Genomic DNA, 17,198 nt, shown 5'->3' with positions numbered 1-17,198 from the left:
GTAGAGAAGAGTATAGCATTAGATAACGCGGCCAGTACGCCGGTGCAGCCACCACGGATACACCACGAAGTAGCCCAGAATAAAGGTTAATGAACCTCCAATGATAAGCAGGCTTAGCGCCAATGGCATCTCGGTGTGGCGGGTTACAAAGCTTTCCAAAAAGCCGGCCACTACAAAAATGGGGACCAGGCCCAGGGCCAGCTTTAGGCCGTCGCGGGCACCCCGTCGGAAGGAATCAGCGCGCGAGTAGGTACCCGGAAACAACAGGCTGTTGCCCATCACGAAGCCCGCCCCACCAGCCAGCACAATGGCCGAGATTTCCAGGGTGCCGTGAATCCAGATGGTGAGCACCGACTGCGCGCCGACGCCCTGGGCAAAAAAGAAGTATTGGAAAGCGCCCAGCATTATACCATTCGTGAACAGAGACCAGGCCGTACCGAAGGATAGTAGTGCGCCCATGGCGAAAGTGCGTAGGGCCACGAAAATATTATTGCTGGTAATCATCAAAAACATCTCGGTTTGGCCCATACTCTTGTACACAGCCATTGGGTCGCCCCGGCGGATGTTGTTGAGGGTCTGGTTCACGTACTGATCCCCCAGAATTAAGCGCACAAATGTGTCGTCATAAGCTGCCGACAAGGTGCCGATAGCCGCCGACAGGCAAAAGAAAGCAAGGGCCCAGAGTAGCGGCCGATGCGAGCGAGCCACTAGCAAGGGTAACTCAAAGCGCCAAAACCGCCCAAAACGACCTGTATTCTCCTTTTTGTTTTTGTATAACGCCTGGTGTAGCTTGCCAGTCAGCTCATTCAGGTACTGCGTGGTGGTAGAATCGGGGTAGAAGGTACGCGCGTACGATAGATCGTCGGTGAGTTCAATGAAGCGCGCCGCCAACTCATCCGGATCGGTGGTAGGCTGATTGGTATAGCGCTGCCACTTCTGAGTATTTTGCCGCAAAAAAACCGCTTCACGCATACTGGTTATAGGGCAGCTAAGGAGAAATTGAGAATAGTGGAAAGCAGCAACACTCGGCAGCGGGCACTCTGGCAAATATATTGATTATCATCAGCGGGCCGTACGCACGGTACCTTTTGTTTTGTACTTTTTTTAGCATGCGCACCATTCAGGTCCAAACCCCCCAGAACGTCACCGTCGAGTATGAAATCGGGGGCATTGGCGACCGCATCTTGGCGGCCTTCATCGATTACCTGGTCCTGTTCGTTTGGGGGTAGTCTGCTTTGGGGTGGGAGCGGTCTTGCTAAGGACAGCATCAATTTCAAAAGCTGGTAATAGCATAACAGTGTTTTTGATTGCTTTTCTGATTGGGATTCCGTGGGTGTTTTATCACCTGCTCAGCGAGATATTCTTAAATGGACAAAGCATCGGTAAGCGCGCCCGCGACCTGAAAGTTATTCGCCTCGATGGCACCCAACCTGGCCTAGGCGACTACTTCTTACGCTGGCTTCTGCGTCTGATTGATATCAGCTTGATGTCGGGCGCGGTGGCAGTTATCACCATTCTGATCAATGGTCGCGGCCAACGCCTGGGCGACCTGGCAGCGGGCACTACTGTTGTGCGCGTTAAAGCCAGCACACGGCTCGACGAGACCATTATGCTGCCCGATGCCAACTATCAGGTAGTATTTCCGCAGGCCGCTAGCCTCACTGCCGAGGATGTTACGCTTATTCGACAACTCTTTCAGCAAGGTATGCAGCGTCAGAACTATCTGCTGCTTAACGAAGTGGCTAATAAAGTAAAGAGCCTGACGGGTATCAGAACCGATTTGCAGGACGAGCCTTTCCTACGCACTGTGCTCCGCGACTATGCCCACCTGCTAAATCAGGTATAAACTGGCTGGGGGGCTTCTTAGCAGACTACCTGCCGTTATTAAGCGCCTAACGAAAGAAGGAAGGATTCAGGTTAAGTGTCATCACTGTGAGCCGCCATATACACCTGTTGCATGTCTATTCAAAAAAGCCCCCAGAAACGTTTCTGGGGGGCTTTTTTGAATAGACATGCCAGCAAAAGCTAGCCAGCTGCAATAGCCTTGCGCTTCCCCGTTCGAGGCATACGCTCCTCGCCTTGGCTGAGCAATTCGTCATCGCGCTCCGCTTTCTTCACCACCCAGCTTACTGAATACAAATCCTTGCGACGGTCGCGGAGGTTACGCACGGCGCCGCTACTGTTCAGGTCTTTGAGCAAGTCGAGGTCGAGGTCAGCAATGAGGGTCATCTCGGTGTTTGGCGTTGCCTCGGCCACAATGGCATCGTGAGGGAAGGCAAAGTCGGAGGGGCTGAATACGGCCGATTGCGAATACTGAATATCCATGTTCTCAACGCGGGGCAAGTTGCCCACGGAGCCTGTAATGGCTACATAACACTCATTTTCAATGGCCCGCGCCTGCGAACAGAGCCGCACCCGCTGATAAGCATTCTTGGTATCGGTCCAGAAAGGCACAAATAGGATTTTCATGCCCTCATCGGAGAGCATGCGAGCCAGTTCGGGAAATTCTACGTCGTAGCAAACAAGAATGCCAATTTTGCCAAAGTCAGTATCGAAGCACTTTAGCTTGTCGCCGCCGCGCATACCCCAATAGCTAGCTTCGTCGGGTGTTACGTGGAGCTTATACTGCTCGTCCATGGTGCCATCGCGGCGGCAGAGGAAAGCCACGTTGTACAGCTTGCCATCTTCGTACACGGGCATAGATCCAGCCACGATATTGATGTTGTAGCTTACTGCTAGCTCCATCATCTTAGCTTTGATGGGCTCCGTAAATGCTGCCATAGCCCGAATGGCCACTGAGGGTGAATCTTCGTTGGTAAGCGCCATCAGCGGAGCGTTGAAAAACTCCGGAAACATCACGCAGTCCGACTTATAGCCGCTAACGGTATCTACGAAGAACTCAATTTGCTGCAACAGGTCTTCTAGGCTACGAGTAGCGCGCATTTGCCACTGTACAATGCCAATGCGCACGTTACTTTTCTGGTTGCCAATAAGCTTTTCCTCTTCCTCGTAGTACACATTCAGCCACTCCAACAACGTTGCAAAGGCTTTCGACTCAGAATCGTAGGGCAAGTAGCCACGAATGATTTTGCGCACGTGAAACTCATTGGAGAGCTGGAAAGTCAGGATTGGGTCGGTGATTTCCTTGTTGCGCACCATCTCCACGTATTTAGCCGGGGTCATTTGGTCGGCGTAGGCTGCGTAGCCCGGAATTCGCCCCCCAGCCACCATGGCGCGAAGATTCAGGTTTTCGCACAGCTCTTTGCGAGCATCGTAGAGACGACGCCCCAGGCGTAGGGAGCGATACTCAGGATCAACGAATACATCGACACCATAAAGCGTATCGCCATCAGGATTGTGGGTATCGAACTTACCGTTGCCCGTTATCTTGGCGTAGGTATGCCGGTCGCCGAAGTCGCTGTATTGCACAATAATAGCCAACGCCGCTGCTACTAAGGTGCCATTGTCTTCAATACCAATCTGCCCCTCCGGAAATTTGCGAATCAGCGCCGCATACTCATCCGACGACCAGGAGCCCTCCATGTTGGAGTACACCTTATCCATGATGCCTTTCACCGCTTTAAAGTCGGAGCGGCGTAAGGTGCGGAGTACCAGCTTGTGCGCTGGGATAGCCGTGGGCGTAAGCAACTCCGGAATTGGCAGTGCTGGTTTGTCTGTTATTTTTTTGGCGTGGCTGCCACCGGTGCCGGTTTTGCCATTTGAACTGGTTGCCATAGGTAGTATGTGATATTGTAAACGAAATCGAAAGAAAAGGCCATTATCCAAGCAGCAGTGAGCTGCTAACAGACGACTTTACGGGTAGGGTACTCCGCATCGGGGCTTAAGGTTTGTACAAGGCTGCATTCAGCACCTGAATGGTCGCCGCCTTGCCTCGGCTCCGCCTGCAAGAAAACTGCTTCTAAGGCTGACTACCCCAGATGGAAAAGCGCATACTCGCCTAATAGGCCCTACACAAGATAAGCACTTGGCCGTGGCAGATAACTACTAGGGTATAAGATTCGTTTCTGGTAGTACAAATTCACCCTTAGCCTTTAGCCCCATGAATGCTGCGCGCCTTTTTCTGCTCTTTGCTGTTGCCTCTGTTGGGGCGTGTACCTCCGATCCGGCTGCTTCAGATGCCCCTACCACTACGGCTGATATGACTCCTTCGGATCCTTCAGCTGCTACTGATACGTCAGCTGTTGCTGAGCGAGTTGACTCAGCTGGCCCCGTGCGCCCCATCCCCAAGAATGTACCGTCGACGGAGTATTCAGCGCCAGCTACCAAAACCACAACAACAGGCAATTAGCATCAGTTGCCGTTCGGTGTACACGGGAGAAGCGGGCCATATAACCCGCTTCTTGCAACACATTCAGAGAAAACGTAGCTACAACTGCATTTCAGGTACGTCGCCTTCAGGAACTACTAGCTTGCCGGCTGTTGCGGCCTTAATCTGCTCTACAGTTACGCCAGGTGCCCGCTCACGCAGCACAAAGCCATCGGGTGTGATGTCAATGACGGCTAGTTCTGTCACAATCTTTTTCACGCAGCGCAGGCCGGTAATAGGCAGCGTACAATCGGTGAGGAGCTTGCTGCTGCCGTCGCGGGCTAAGTGCTGCATGGCTACGATGATGTTTTTGGCCGAGGCCACCAGATCCATAGCGCCGCCCATTCCTTTCACCATTTTGCCCGGAATCTTCCAGTTGGCAATGTCGCCGCGCTCGGATACTTCCATTGCTCCCAGGATAGTCAAATCGACGTGCTCGCCCCGAATCATACCGAAACTATCGGCTGAACTGAAAAGACTGGAGCCGGGTAGCGTGGTTACGGTTTGCTTGCCCGCGTTGATAAGGTCAGGGTCAACTTCGGCCTCTGTGGGGAAGGGCCCCATCCCTAACAGGCCGTTTTCAGATTGTAGTTCGACGTTGATTCCGGCCGGAATATAATTGGCGACCAGCGTTGGAATACCAATGCCTAAGTTGACGTAGGAACCATCGCGCACTTCCTGGGCGATACGTTTGGCGATACCGTGTTTGTCTAACATGATGGATGTGGGAGGAGAGGGCGGATTAGTTAGCGGAACCGGAAGCGGCTGGCGGTCCAGCAACTGCCTGCCGCACTTGCAGCTTGTATTTGCCGGCCAAGTCGCGGGCAGTAGTGTTGGGGTATTTTTGGGTATAGAGTAAGGCTACAATCTTTAGCTTGGGGTCAACCCAGTACGTAGTCCCAAAAATGCCCCCCCATTCGTAAGAACCCTCAGACAGGCCGGATACTTCCGTGGTTTTGGGAGTCGTAATGCTGAAGCCCAGCCCAAACTTATTCTGGCCCTGCTCAATGGCCCCTATTTGATTACTGGTCATGAGGCGCACGGTGGCTGGTTTCAGGTAGCGTCGGCCGTTATATTCACCCTCGTTGAGGAGCATTTGTAGGAAAGCGGCGTAATCATCAATGGTTGAGGATAGGCCTGCTCCGCCCGAGAAATACTTGCCGGCTTCTTTGGGGTAGTCGGGATTCATGCCGTACAGGCCGGTTTGTTTTACCGTGGCTTTCGCGGCATCCTCGGTGTAAAGCGCCGCCAGGCGGCTCTGCTTGTCGGCGGGTAGGTAAAAATAAGTATCGCGCATACCCAGCGGCTCAAATAGCCGCGTGCGCAGGTACTGATCAAGGGTTTGCTTACTGAGCACCTCAATGAGGTAGCCTAATACATCCACGCTCAAACCATACGTGAATCGCTCGCCTGGCTGGTGCATCAGCGGAAGGGCACCCAGCGCGTTCATAGAGGTAGCCAACGTGCCATTTGGCGTACCAATACCGCTCGGAATGCGGGCTTTCGCGTAAATAGCCTTCGCTTCCTTCGAGCCGATAACGGGGTAACTGATGCCCGAAGTGTGCGTCAGGAGCTGACGGATGGTAACCTCTGATTTGGCTGGTACAGTGGTGTAGCTGGAGTCTTTTTCGTTAAAACTAGCCAGCACCTTAGGGTTTCGGAACGCTGGTAGGTATTTAGAAATAGGGTCGTCGAGCTGGAATTTGCCTTCATCGTAGAGTAGCATCAGCCCGACGCTGGTGATGGCCTTGGTTTGGGAAGCAATCCGGAAAATGGCGTCGGGCTTGAGGGGCGTTTTGGCCCCCGTATCATCAAAGCCAAAAGCTTTACGGTAGATGATTTTCCCATCGCGGGCAATCAGGGCAATAGCACCGGGCACGCGGTTATCGGCCGTGTATTCCTCCAGCAAGCGGTCGATGCCCGGTAGGGGGGCTAAGCTGGTAGTAAGAGTTCGCGGCTTGGTAGACTTCTGTTTCGGCAACGTGGCCGTTTGGGCGTAGGTGTGGCTGCCAAAAGCCAGCGTAAGGAAAAGAAGAACCGTGTTTTTCATAGCTAGCGTAGAGGCTTCTGCAGTTTGCGGAGGTGAGGCGGCTTCGTATTGGACTCGGGTGTCGGCATAGAGCAAGCCCAGACCTTAGCTGACGGTCCGTACAGTCCGTTGCTCAATACGCTTCTCGTAATTTTTGCCCTCAAATATGCGCTGCACGAAGATGCCGGGCGTATGAATCTGGTTCGGGTCTAGCTCGCCGGCGGGCACCAGTTCCTCTACTTCGGCCACGGTAATTTTGCCGGCCGTGGCCATCATCGGATTGAAATTGCGGGCCGTGCCTTTATAGATAAGGTTGCCGGCCGTATCGCCGCGCCAAGCTTTCACAAACGCATAGTCGGCGGTGAGGCCGGTCTCAAGCAGATACATCTTGCTTTTGAATTCCCGGCTTTCCTTTCCTTCGCCTACCTCGGTGCCATAGCCTGCGGGCGTGTAAAAAGCCGGAATGCCTGCCCCACCTGCCCGAATGCGCTCAGCCAGCGTGCCCTGCGGAATGAGCTCTACTTCTAACTCACCGGATAATAATTGCCGCTCAAACTCCGCGTTCTCCCCCACATAGCTCGATATCATCTTGCGCACCTGCTTGGTTTGCAGTAGAAGCCCAATACCAAAATCGTCGACGCCGGCATTGTTACTGATACAGGTCAGCTCTTTTACTCCGAGGCGCAGCAGCTCCTGAATAGCATTCTCGGGAATGCCGCATAGGCCGAAGCCGCCGAGCATGAGCGTCATGCCGTCGGTGATGCCGTGCAGGGCCGCCTGGGCGTTGGCTACAACTTTGTTTATCATATCAGGTGGGTGGGGTAGTTGGGAGCGGGAAGTTAAAAGGATAATAGGTTTCGCGGAAGCAGGCTATAAATTAGCCCCCCACCAAGTGCTGACGGGCCGCATCGGCGTCCTTGGCCAATTGCGCCTTCAGCTCATCCAAACCCGCAAATTTCTGCTCATCGCGCAGGCGAGCTATCAGTTGTATAGTCAGCGGCTGGTCGTATAAGTCGCCCGAGAAATCCAGCAGATGTACTTCAATGGTCTGCGCCAAATTGCCCCCCACGGTAGGGCGTACCCCGATATTGAGCATGCCCTGCTCTACGCTGCCGGCGGCAGTGGTAGCCAATACGGCGTACACGCCCTGAGCGGGTACGAGCTTGGAGTCCTCGGCCAGCTCCAGATTGGCGGTAGGAAAACCGATGGTGCGGCCGAGCTGCTTACCGCGTACAACAGTGCCAGTCAGGGAGTAAGAGTAACCGAGGTGGCGGTTGGCGGTGGCAATGTCGCCGCTAAGCAGGGCGCGGCGGATACGGGTACTACTCACCCCAACCGCGTCCACGTCTTCGCGCGGAATCTCTTCTACTTCCAGCCCGTAGCGGGCGGCGTTTTTGCTGAGGTATTCAAAGCCTCCTTCGCGGTTTTTGCCAAACCGGTGGTCATAACCAATCACCAGCTTTTTGGCGCCTACGGTGCGCAGCAAGAGTTGCTGAATATATTCCTCGGAGGTCAATTGTGCGAACTCGCGGGTAAAGGGCACAATGAGCAGGTAATCAACGCCAAACTGTTCGAGGCGCTCAATTCGCTCATCCAGAGTGGAAAGCAATTGCAAGTCGAGCGGCTCCGGGTGCGTGGGCGGCGGGTCCAGCACTAGGCGCGGGTGAGGCCAGTAGGTAATGACCACGGCGGGGCCGCCACTTTGCCGGGCCACTTCCAGCAGCCGGTGCAAAATTTTCTGGTGCCCTACGTGTACGCCATCGAAGGTACCGCTCGTTACGACGGCTTGACCTAGAAACGGGAAGTGCGCCGGGTCACGAAAAACTTGCATCTGCTGGATGGCTAAATGGCGGTAGAATTATTCCTGGGGGGCTTTTTCGGTGTCGGTGGCGGAAGCTGCCGCAGCGGTAGAAGCGTCGTAATACGCTAAACCCTGGCGCACTGGCCGGCGTCGTTCGCCGGCCGGGCGTGTTGGCTTGGCTGGGTCAGCTTCGGGCCGCGGGGGGCGCAGTGCCTCAAGATCTGCTATGGTGAGAGCGTCCGATAAGGCGTACTCTCCAATGCGAGTGCGAGCGAGCTGAGTAAGATGCGCGCCACAACCAAGTGCTGCCCCAAAATCGCGGGCGAGGCTGCGGATGTAAGTGCCTTTGGAGCACACCACCCGAAACTGCACGTTGGGCAAGTCTATGCTCGTGAGCTCAAACGCGGTAATGGTAATCTGTTTGCTCTTGATTTCGGCGGTATCGCCGCGGCGAGCTACTTCGTAGGCCCGCTCACCGTTGATTTTTACGGCCGAGAATAGCGGTGGCGTCTGCTCAATAAGACCGATGAAAGGCGCAGTAGCAGCTTGCAGATCAGCTTCAGTGAGGTGAGCGTAGGGAAGCTCCGCATCGACGGGCGTTTCGAGATCGAAGCTGGGTGTGGTCTGGCCGAGGCGAAAGGTGCCAGTATATTCTTTCTCCTGCGCCTGAATGGTATCGATGTCCTTGGTTTTCTTGCCGGTGCACAAAATAAGCAAGCCCGTCGCCAACGGATCGAGCGTGCCCGCATGCCCGATTTTCTTGATGCGCAGCATGTTTTTCACCTTGCGCACCACGTCAAACGACGTCCAAGTAAGCGGCTTATCCAGCAACAGAACCTCGCCGGCTTCGAAGTCAAACTCCTTCTGCTTCATATCAATTGCAGATCAATACCCAACCCTATCATTATCAGAATAATAACGCCAATGCCGATGCGATAGATGCCGAAAGACCGGAAACCAAAGCGCGAAACGAAGTTTACAAACGAATTGACCGCCAATAGCGCTACCACAAACGCCACCACGTTGCCAAAGGCCAGTACTTGCAAATCGCCGGGCTGTAGCGGGGTGATTTTGTAAGCTTTATAGAGTTGATACGCAGTAATAACAAACATGGTAGGCACCGCCAGCAGAAACGAAAAGTCGGCAGCGGAACGGCGGTCGAAGCCTTGGCTAAGACCACCCACAATGGTGGCCGCCGAGCGCGACACGCCCGGAATAAGGGCGATGCACTGAAACAACCCAATCTTGAACGCCTGCTTGAGGTTGGGTGTCGTCACTTGCTTACGCTCTCCACTGAACCACTGATCAACAAACAGTAGAATAATGCCCCCCAGAACCAGGGAAATGGCTACTACCGTCACGCTTTTCAATAATTCGGTGATTACGTCTTTCAGCACGAAGCCCAGAATGCCAAACGGAATGAAGGCAACGGCCAGCTTGAGATAAAAATCGAAGCTCTGCAAAAAGCGGCGCCAGTACAGCGCAACCACCGACAGAATAGCCCCAAATTGAATGGAGGTAATGTACACTTCCGTAAAAGGAGCCTGCCCGATACCGAGCAGATTGGCCACAATAATCATGTGGCCGGTGCTTGATACCGGTAAAAACTCCGTCAGACCCTCCACAATAGCGAGGATCAGCGCATGCCAATAATTCATCTATTAACGCTTATAAGTAGGGCGCGCCGCCGGGGTAGGAGCCGCTACTGGTGGCGCGACGCTGGCCGTTGAGGCCGCCTCCACTGAAATTGTCTCGGTAGGAGTCGAAATTTGCCCCCCAGGCTTGGCCATAATGGCGAAAAACTCAATTACAAACCCGACAACCAATAAAATGGGACCGAGTGTGATGCCCAGAAACCCAAGGCCGTAGTCCGCAGTATCGAGGGTCATGGTGATAAAGCCCGCTACCAATACGGCCAAGCCTATAAACATGAGCCGATAATTACGGGGCCCAAATGCGAAATGGGAAGTGGGGCGTTGTTCCATGGAATCCAAATGGGGTTTCAAGCGGTGGTTCAGGCCAGCTTGATAAAAGTGAATTGATGTTAATATAAATCGTCGAGCGACATGCCCAGATACTTACGCACGGCGCGGTAGGAGCTAAAAAAGCCAATAACACAGCCCAACACGACCATCAGCACCAGCAAAGCGCCGATTAAACGTTCGTCGAGCAAAAGGCGAAGCTCATCTACCTGCAAGTACGCGTATTGCTGCAGCGCCAGCAGAATCAGAGCCGCCAATGCGCCGCTAACGAAGCCTTGCCAGGTAGCGCGCCGCAAAAACGGACGTTGAATAAAGAAGGAAGTAGCGCCTACTAGCTGCATGCTCCGAATAAGGAAACGCTGGGAGAATAGCGCCAACTTGATGGTATTGTTAATCAGGATGGTTACAACGAGCGTGAGTACTACGGCAAAGCCAAGCAGGACCAGGCTAAGCTTGCGCACGTTCTGGTTGATGCTCGTAATCAGGCTCTGTACGTATTGTACCTCGTGCACGCCGCTTTCGGCGCGTAGCTCCTGCTCTATTTTGCGCAGGTTGAGCGAGTCGGTGTACTCGGAATTGATCCGCAGGATATAGGCATCGCGCAACGGATTATCGCCCAGAAATTGCTGAAAATCTTCGCCGGTTTGTTCAATGAACTGACGGGCACCTTCTTCCTTAGACAGGAAGCGCACTTGAGGCTGCCGGTCGCGGAAGGCGATAAAGGGCTTGCTCGAAAAGGCTTGCTGCAAGCGCAGAAGCTGTGCCTCGGGCAAGTCGCGGTCTAGGTACACCTGCATTTCCAGGTTCTCTTTTACTAGGTTGGAAAGCTTGTGGGCATGAACCAGCAGCAGCCCAAAAAGCCCAATTACCAGCAACGCCAGCGTGATACTAAACACGACCATCGTGTGCGGGTAATTACCCAGCTTTTTCTTACGAGTGGACGAACGGGGAGGGGAAGCCATGCCGCAAAGGTAGGATTAGCAATTAGCAATGAACGCAATTACCCAATTTGAATTCGAAAAAAGCCCCCCAGGACCATCACAACGCAATCGTAGCCTTTCTCGATACAGCATAAATGCCGCTTACATAATGGTGCGAGGATCATCGTCGACGATGAGGGCTTCGCGGGCTTTCCGGGCGGCTTCGTCGCGGCGACGGACGCGCTTACGGGCAAAAAGCTCCTGCAACGAATCAAATTGCTCCGTATGCAGCAAGCTGACGGCCGCGCGGGGCTGGTTGATGGTTTCTAAGTCGCGGGGCGTAGTCTGGTAGCGGAGGCGAGCCCGAAAACGGCCGTCAGCCTGGAGATAGTATTCTAGGCTTAGGTCGCCGAGCAGGGATGTTTGGGCCGTCTGATCGATGTCGCCGGAGCCTGGTACGGTACCTAGGTTGGTAGAATTGGTAAAGCCCCCTTCACGGGTCACGCGCAGCCGGCCATTCATAAAGCTGTAACTCAGGCGCACTTGCAACGCCTGAAGCTGCTCTTGGGAAAGCCCGTTGAGGTTGAAGTCAATCTCCAGGTTCTGGTCAATTTGAGAGGTAAGCAGACCTAGCTGCGTCGAAAGAACTTGGCCTAAACTATTGCCTACCGTATTGTTGCTGCCGCTCAAGGAAAGCTGCGCGAAAGAGCCGGGGGGCGAAAGCTGCTTGAAGACCAGTAAGCTGAATACTTGGCGGTTCAGCTCCTGTTCATCATTGCGCAAAGAGTTCGTAAACGAAGCCAAATCGCCCTCTAGTGCGGAAGGAGCATCATTAAACTCAAGCCCTAGCTGAATGGCCGGTAGCAGCAACGGGCCCGTCAGGTTCATAACGGCCGTAACGGGAACCACCGCGCCCGCGCTGGGAGTAGCCGTGCCGAGCACTGGGGCCAATGACGTGCGCTGGGTGTAGGCTGCCGTTACGTTCATCTGGCCGTCCAGTGGGTTGCCGTTCCAGGAAATGGTGCCGCCCGGCCGGACCACAAATTCCTTGTTAATCAGACCTTGCAATGTGAAATTATAAGCCCCCGCACGATTTCAATCTGACCGTACATATTGAATTCGCCGCGGGTATCCACGTTTAGGCGCAACTGGCCCACAGCCGTGCCCCGAATTACGTCGCCAGTGCTTTCGTCGAGAATAATCTCCACGTAAGCATCCTCGGTTACTGTCAGGTTGAAGTTGAGTTGCAAGCCCGAAAGATCCACGCGGCCAGCCGCTGCCGCTACGATGGGCACGGTGGAGGTAGTATCGGTGGGCAGATTACGATTCACGAACTTGATATAGCTGGCCTGCTCGGCTTTGGCTGCATTATCGAGGGGGAGCGAAACCCGGGTGCCGGCCTCGCTGCGTGCCGTAACGTTCACAGTTAAGTTATCGACGGGGCCGAATACGCGCGCCTCGCCTGTGCCGTAAGCGCGGCCGAAGTAGAGCTCGTTCTCTTTGCGGGTAGTATTGAGTAACTGGAGCTTTCGGAAATCGGCACTCAGATTAAGCACCATGTTCTGAAAGCCTTGGTGTCGAATCTCCCCGTCGAGCGTGCCGGTATTGCCAAACACATCCCGCAGATTCACGTCTCGGAAGACAATACGGTCTTCGCGGAATGAGATGCGGTCGGTGAACCGGTAGGTAGTGCCCAGGTAAATAAACTTGAAGCGGCCATTACTTACATCCACATCGCCCACAAGATTGGGCGCGGCAAGCGGACCAGTCAGCCGCAGCCGACCAACGGCCGTGCCACGCATATTGTCGAAGAGCGTGCTTAAGAGGGGCTCCGTTATTTTCACCGGTGCACTATCCAGCACCGCGGTAAGGTCGAGCTGGCGGATTGGCTCGCGCGGCGCGACGGTGCCTGTCACTGTAAGTACCCGCTGTTGGCTGTTCATCACATCCAGGTTCACGCCCAGCTTACTGGTGGTATTATCCCAGTCGCTGCTGCCGGTGACGTTGCCGATCAGGATATCATCAAACCGAAGCGAATCGACGGCCAGCGAACTGTTCACGACTAAAGCTCCAAAAACGCCACTTACGGTTCCTTGCGCGTTGGCTACGCCCGTAACATTCTGCTTGGTAAGAGAGCTAAGCGTAGCCAATTCCAGATTCTGAACGGCCAACTGTAATGTTTTGGCCGGATCGGTGGAAATGAAGCCTTGGGCACTCACTTGTTGAGCGCCATTCGAAAGAGTGAGGCTGCGAATGTCAATCTCTTTGCCTCCATTAGAAATCAAGACTACGTTTTCAGGCGCCAGCGTCCAGTCTTTGCCCAACAGGTTGACGCCCGACTGCCGAAATATCACCTGCACGGCTTGTGGCAGAAAAGCCACTGAGCCATTAATTGCCCCCCGGTTAGTGGTGCCGGTTTGGGCGAGCGAAGTCGAAAAATTAATCTTGTCCTGATCCCAGACGCCTTCCACGTAGAAGTTCTCCGTCTCCTTCAAGAGCGGAAGTTTTTGCTTTGCGGAAGTGATGTTAGCCTGCGCGAGTATTTCGGGTTGATAGGGCAGCTTGGAGGTGAGCAGCTCCATCGACGTATTTATGGCCCGAATGCTATCGTAGCGCAGGCTGTCAAATTGCCCGGCGAGCGTAAAAATAGAAGTGGGACCATTGCGAAAAGAACCGTCAACTCGTGAGTAGTCGGATATCTCCAGCTTTGGCACAAATAGCTGAATAACCGGATTCGCACGCTTCAGATAAAGATCTAAGTCGATAGCATACTCAGGAATTGCCCCCTGACGCTTCCGGCGGTAGTAGTTAGCGGTTTCAGTGTCGTTGCTCTCGAAGTTGAGCTGATACTCCTTGATGAGCGTTTGTACGTCGCGGGCTACGGTCGTGAAATTGAAGTCGCCGTTGGCCGTAAGATTCAATACTTCGGAGCGCACGGCCACGTTGCGCTGCCCATTCTGGCGTTGGCTTACGATGTCGAGCGTATCAATGGCCACGTTGCGGCCGGCGTAGCCCACTTTGGTTTCGCGCAGGATAATGCGGCCAATCAGGTCATCGAGCTTCAAGCCTTGGAAACGCAGATCCGCTTTGGTGGCAACGGTCACGGCCTGATCGGTGAGGCCGAGGGCGCGCAGATCGGCGCGGCGTACCTGCGCGCGCACGTCGAAGGCTTGGCGGGCTTTGTTCAGGTCTACGCGGCCGTCGGCGGATATTTGCAGGGCAGGATCATTCACAGCCAACTTACCCTCAAAGGTTTCGCGGCTGAACTGGCCATTGGTGGTGATGTTGCGGAGACGGTAGCCTTTCAGCCAAATGCTTTGCACCGTGGCATTGGCGCGCAAGCGGGCCCCTTCCGGCGTAAACCCAACGCCCTCTACCCGGCCGCTGAAGGCAATGTCGCGCACGGTGCTCTGGTCGCCCAGAAACTTGCCCAGCTGGAAGCCCGTTGTTTTTACCTGGCCTTCATAAGTAGAATAGCGAGGATCGGTTTTGAACTTGATGTTCACGTCCGACACCACGTTGCCAAGAGCAGTATTGAAAGAGCCGTTAGCGACGAAATCGTTATAGAAGCCCAGAAATTGCCCTTTGAGCTGCACGGTACCTAAGCGCTGCACATAAGCCCAACCCTTCGCAGGTACGAATTTGCGGATGTCGCGCCCATCAATTACGGAGGGCTGCAAGCGCATTTCCACGAAGCTTTCCTTCAGGTTGGGCAGCCCTTCCACGTTGATGTTGCCCACTACGTGCGTGTTTTGCCCGTAGCGCACATCAAGGTTACGCGTTGTGAAATTGGTGACGTAGCCTTTGGCCTCGCCGGAGAACAGCACCGTTTCGTTTAGGTCGCGGAGCTGGGGGGCAAAATGGGCGATGTCATCGGAGAAAAGTCGCGTAGGTCCCAGCCGCGCCGTTACGCGCACCGAATCGTTGAAGTGCGTGAAGTTGATAAAGCGCTTATAATCGAAACGTACGTAGTCTTTGAGGTAGCTGCGGCCCACGCGCAGATCGGTGTTGGCAAACTCCCAATAGGTGGGCGCAAACGTCATGTCAGTGTCCCAGTGCTGCACGCGGGTTTTCGAAGGCGTTTCCACGGCACGCATATCCCGAATTCGGGTGATGATGGTGTCGCCGTTCATTTTGATGCCCGAGAAGTCAGCATAGATGCTGTCGACCTGCATGTGCGCGTAATCGATGCCATATTTGACGCGCGGCTGGTTCTGCCTCTCCAACACAAAGCGGCCGTTGCGGAGCCCAACGCTTTGAATCTGAAAATCGAAGGGCTTCTTGACTTTGGTGGTGTCGGTGGGGCCGAGAAGACGGCGCACAGCGGCTACAAACTGGCTTAGGTTGGTAGAGTCGGGTGCGTCGGCGTAGGTGACTAGGGCAAAGCGCGGCTCATTTAACACGAGTTGGCCCACGTGCAGATGGCGCGGATTTAACAGCGAAAACAGCTGAATGTCCGCTTCTGCCTGCCCGATGTGAAACAGCTCGCCTCCGCGCCGGTCCAGCACCTGCACATTCTGGAGCAGCACCCGCGAAAACGGCCGCACATCTACCCGCCCGATGCTAACGCGCTGACCCAGCTTATCCGACAAAAATGTGGCTGCTCGTTGTGCTACCCGCGTCTGCACGCTTGGTATCCGCAATGCCACCAACACCGTGCCCACAGCCAGCACCACAAGCAGGAGCAGCCCCAGCAGGATTTTGAGCAGTACGGAGATAAAACGGGGCACGGGAAGTAAATGAACGAGAAGGAATGTAACGACGAAGATGCTGCTTTTCAGCTAATCGTTGTCCGGCCTTGGCTGTAGGCTGGGGGAAGGGATAAAAAAGCCCCCCGCTTCGCCACAAGCGCCACTGGTAGTAAAAGCTGAAGTTGAGTACGCGTCAGACCATTTAACAAGTCAGAGGTTTAATGATTTAAACGACCTTTGTCTTAAAATATGCGGCCACAGACAAAAGTAATCCGTGCCCATTTGATTTTTTATGTTGTGTTTCCGGCCCAATGCACCACGAGGGCTTTGATTTTCTGCACGCTATGTCATATCCTATAATTCTGGCCATCGAATCATCCTGCGACGATACCTCGGCTGCCGTGCTGGCTGGGGGGCAAATTCGCTCCAACGTAGTAGCCACCCAGCGTGTGCACGAACAATACGGCGGCGTGGTGCCGGAGTTGGCTTCGCGGGCCCACCAGCAGCACCTGATTCCGGTGGTGCAAGAGGCGCTGCGCCAGGCCGGCGTGACTAAAGCGGACCTCGACGCGGTGGCTTTCACACAAGGGCCGGGGCTGCTGGGCTCGTTGCTGGTTGGGAGCATGTTTGCCAAAACCTTCGCGCTGGCATTGGGTAAGCCGTTGCTGGCCGTGAATCATATGCGTGCCCACATTTTGGCGCACTTTATTAATGAGCCACGGCCCACGTTTCCCTTTTTGTGCCTCACAGTAAGCGGCGGCCACACCCAACTGGTGGTGGTAAAAAGCCCCCCAGACATGCAGGTAATCGGCCAAACCATCGACGACGCGGCCGGCGAGGCCTTCGACAAAACTGGTAAGCTACTTGGCCTGCCGTACCCGGCTGGTCCGCACCTCGATAAGCTAGCCAGCACCGGCAATCCCACGCGTTTCCCGTTTCCGGTGGGCGCCATGCCCGGCTACGATTTCTCGTTTAGCGGCCTCAAAACGGCTGTGATGTACTTTCTGCGCCAGCAAACGGCCAAGAACCCGGAGTTTATCCAGGAAAACTTACCCGACCTCTGCGCCAGCATTCAATACACCATTATTCAAACCTTGCTGCGTCAACTCCAGCGCGCCGCCGCCGATTTGGGCTTGACACAGATTGCGCTGGCTGGAGGCGTGGCCGCGAATTCTGGTTTGCGTGCGGCCTTACAGGCGTTGGCTGTGGAGAAAGGTTGGGCGGTATTTATTCCCGAGTTTCAGTACTGCACTGATAATGCCGCAATGGTTGCTATAACGGCTCACTTCCAGTTTGAAGCCGGTGATTTTGCCCCCCAGCTCGTTAGCCCTGACCCACGGTTGAAACTGGGGTAGAAACGGAGCGGGTAAATAGATAGACCGTCATGCAGAGCGGAGCGAAGCATCTCGCGTGCTGACGAGAGGTTAGTAATCCAGCTAAACACGCGA

Annotated in this window: 13 protein-coding genes and 1 pseudogene; 3 read left to right on the top strand and 11 right to left on the bottom strand. The window is 54.6% G+C overall.

Going from position 1 to position 17,198, the window contains the following annotated elements; genetic code table 11:
• Positions 1–18 precede the first annotated feature (18 nt).
• Complete coding sequence (locus G7064_RS06985) at positions 19–972, bottom strand: stage II sporulation protein M (RefSeq protein ID WP_166073027.1); 954 nt, start codon at positions 970–972, stop codon at positions 19–21.
• A 268-nt stretch (positions 973–1,240) separates the two neighbouring features.
• On the opposite strand from G7064_RS06985, the gene G7064_RS06980 reads away from it, so the two are divergent.
• Entirely contained in the window at positions 1,241–1,846 is a 606-nt protein-coding gene (locus G7064_RS06980; RefSeq protein WP_166073026.1) for an RDD family protein, read from the top strand.
• A gap of 179 nt (positions 1,847–2,025) precedes the next feature.
• On the opposite strand, the gene G7064_RS06975 is transcribed toward G7064_RS06980, so the two are convergent.
• Positions 2,026–3,735, bottom strand: a complete 1,710-nt coding sequence (locus tag G7064_RS06975; protein WP_166073025.1) for a carbon-nitrogen hydrolase family protein — start codon at positions 3,733–3,735, stop codon at positions 2,026–2,028.
• Positions 3,736–4,060: 325 nt separating this feature from the next.
• Between G7064_RS06975 and G7064_RS06970 the strand changes: the two genes are divergently transcribed.
• The gene (locus G7064_RS06970; protein ID WP_166073023.1) at positions 4,061–4,309 is read left to right on the top strand and encodes a hypothetical protein; all 249 of its coding nucleotides are present in this window, start codon (positions 4,061–4,063) and stop codon (positions 4,307–4,309) included.
• 78 nt (positions 4,310–4,387) lie between these two features.
• Here G7064_RS06970 and G7064_RS06965 read toward each other — a convergent pair whose 3' ends face one another.
• From G7064_RS06965 to G7064_RS22285, 9 genes and pseudogenes are all read right to left on the bottom strand, one after another.
• The gene (locus tag G7064_RS06965) at positions 4,388–5,047 is read right to left on the bottom strand and encodes a 3-oxoacid CoA-transferase subunit B (protein WP_410505549.1); all 660 of its coding nucleotides are present in this window, start codon (positions 5,045–5,047) and stop codon (positions 4,388–4,390) included.
• A 22-nt stretch (positions 5,048–5,069) separates the two neighbouring features.
• Positions 5,070–6,377: a serine hydrolase domain-containing protein gene (locus G7064_RS06960; RefSeq protein ID WP_166073021.1), complete on the bottom strand. Its 1,308-nt coding sequence runs from the start codon at positions 6,375–6,377 to the stop codon at positions 5,070–5,072.
• Between the two features lie 84 nt (positions 6,378–6,461).
• Positions 6,462–7,163, bottom strand: coding sequence for a CoA transferase subunit A (locus G7064_RS06955; protein ID WP_166073020.1), 702 nt, complete (start codon positions 7,161–7,163; stop codon positions 6,462–6,464).
• Positions 7,164–7,233: 70 nt separating this feature from the next.
• Positions 7,234–8,187 carry a bifunctional riboflavin kinase/FAD synthetase gene (locus G7064_RS06950; RefSeq protein WP_166073019.1) on the bottom strand — a complete coding sequence of 318 codons (954 nt, stop codon included), beginning with the start codon at positions 8,185–8,187 and terminating at the stop codon, positions 7,234–7,236.
• 27 nt (positions 8,188–8,214) lie between these two features.
• Positions 8,215–9,030 carry a tRNA pseudouridine(55) synthase TruB gene (truB, locus tag G7064_RS06945; protein ID WP_166073018.1) on the bottom strand — a complete coding sequence of 272 codons (816 nt, stop codon included), beginning with the start codon at positions 9,028–9,030 and terminating at the stop codon, positions 8,215–8,217.
• Complete coding sequence (locus tag G7064_RS06940) at positions 9,027–9,815, bottom strand: undecaprenyl-diphosphate phosphatase (RefSeq protein WP_133271997.1); 789 nt, start codon at positions 9,813–9,815, stop codon at positions 9,027–9,029. Before G7064_RS06940 ends, truB begins: the two co-directional genes overlap by 4 nt.
• 3 nt (positions 9,816–9,818) lie before the next feature.
• Positions 9,819–10,088 carry a DUF3098 domain-containing protein gene (locus G7064_RS06935; RefSeq protein ID WP_240935791.1) on the bottom strand — a complete coding sequence of 90 codons (270 nt, stop codon included), beginning with the start codon at positions 10,086–10,088 and terminating at the stop codon, positions 9,819–9,821.
• Between the two features lie 113 nt (positions 10,089–10,201).
• A complete protein-coding gene (locus G7064_RS06930) occupies positions 10,202–11,101 on the bottom strand; it encodes a cell division protein FtsX (protein ID WP_133271999.1) in 900 nt (299 codons plus the stop codon).
• A 120-nt stretch (positions 11,102–11,221) separates the two neighbouring features.
• Positions 11,222–13,641, bottom strand: a pseudogene (locus tag G7064_RS22285) (translocation/assembly module TamB domain-containing protein).
• A 2,453-nt stretch (positions 13,642–16,094) separates the two neighbouring features.
• On the opposite strand from G7064_RS22285, the gene tsaD reads away from it, so the two are divergent.
• Positions 16,095–17,105 (top strand): tRNA (adenosine(37)-N6)-threonylcarbamoyltransferase complex transferase subunit TsaD, encoded by a 1,011-nt coding sequence (tsaD, locus tag G7064_RS06915; RefSeq protein ID WP_166073014.1) that lies wholly within the window; start codon positions 16,095–16,097, stop codon positions 17,103–17,105.
• Positions 17,106–17,198: the final 93 nt, after the last annotated feature.

This window comes from Hymenobacter sp. HDW8 (assembly GCF_011305775.1).
GTDB lineage: Bacteria > Bacteroidota > Bacteroidia > Cytophagales > Hymenobacteraceae > Hymenobacter > Hymenobacter radiodurans.
This window is presented reverse-complemented; position numbering and strand designations above follow the sequence as displayed.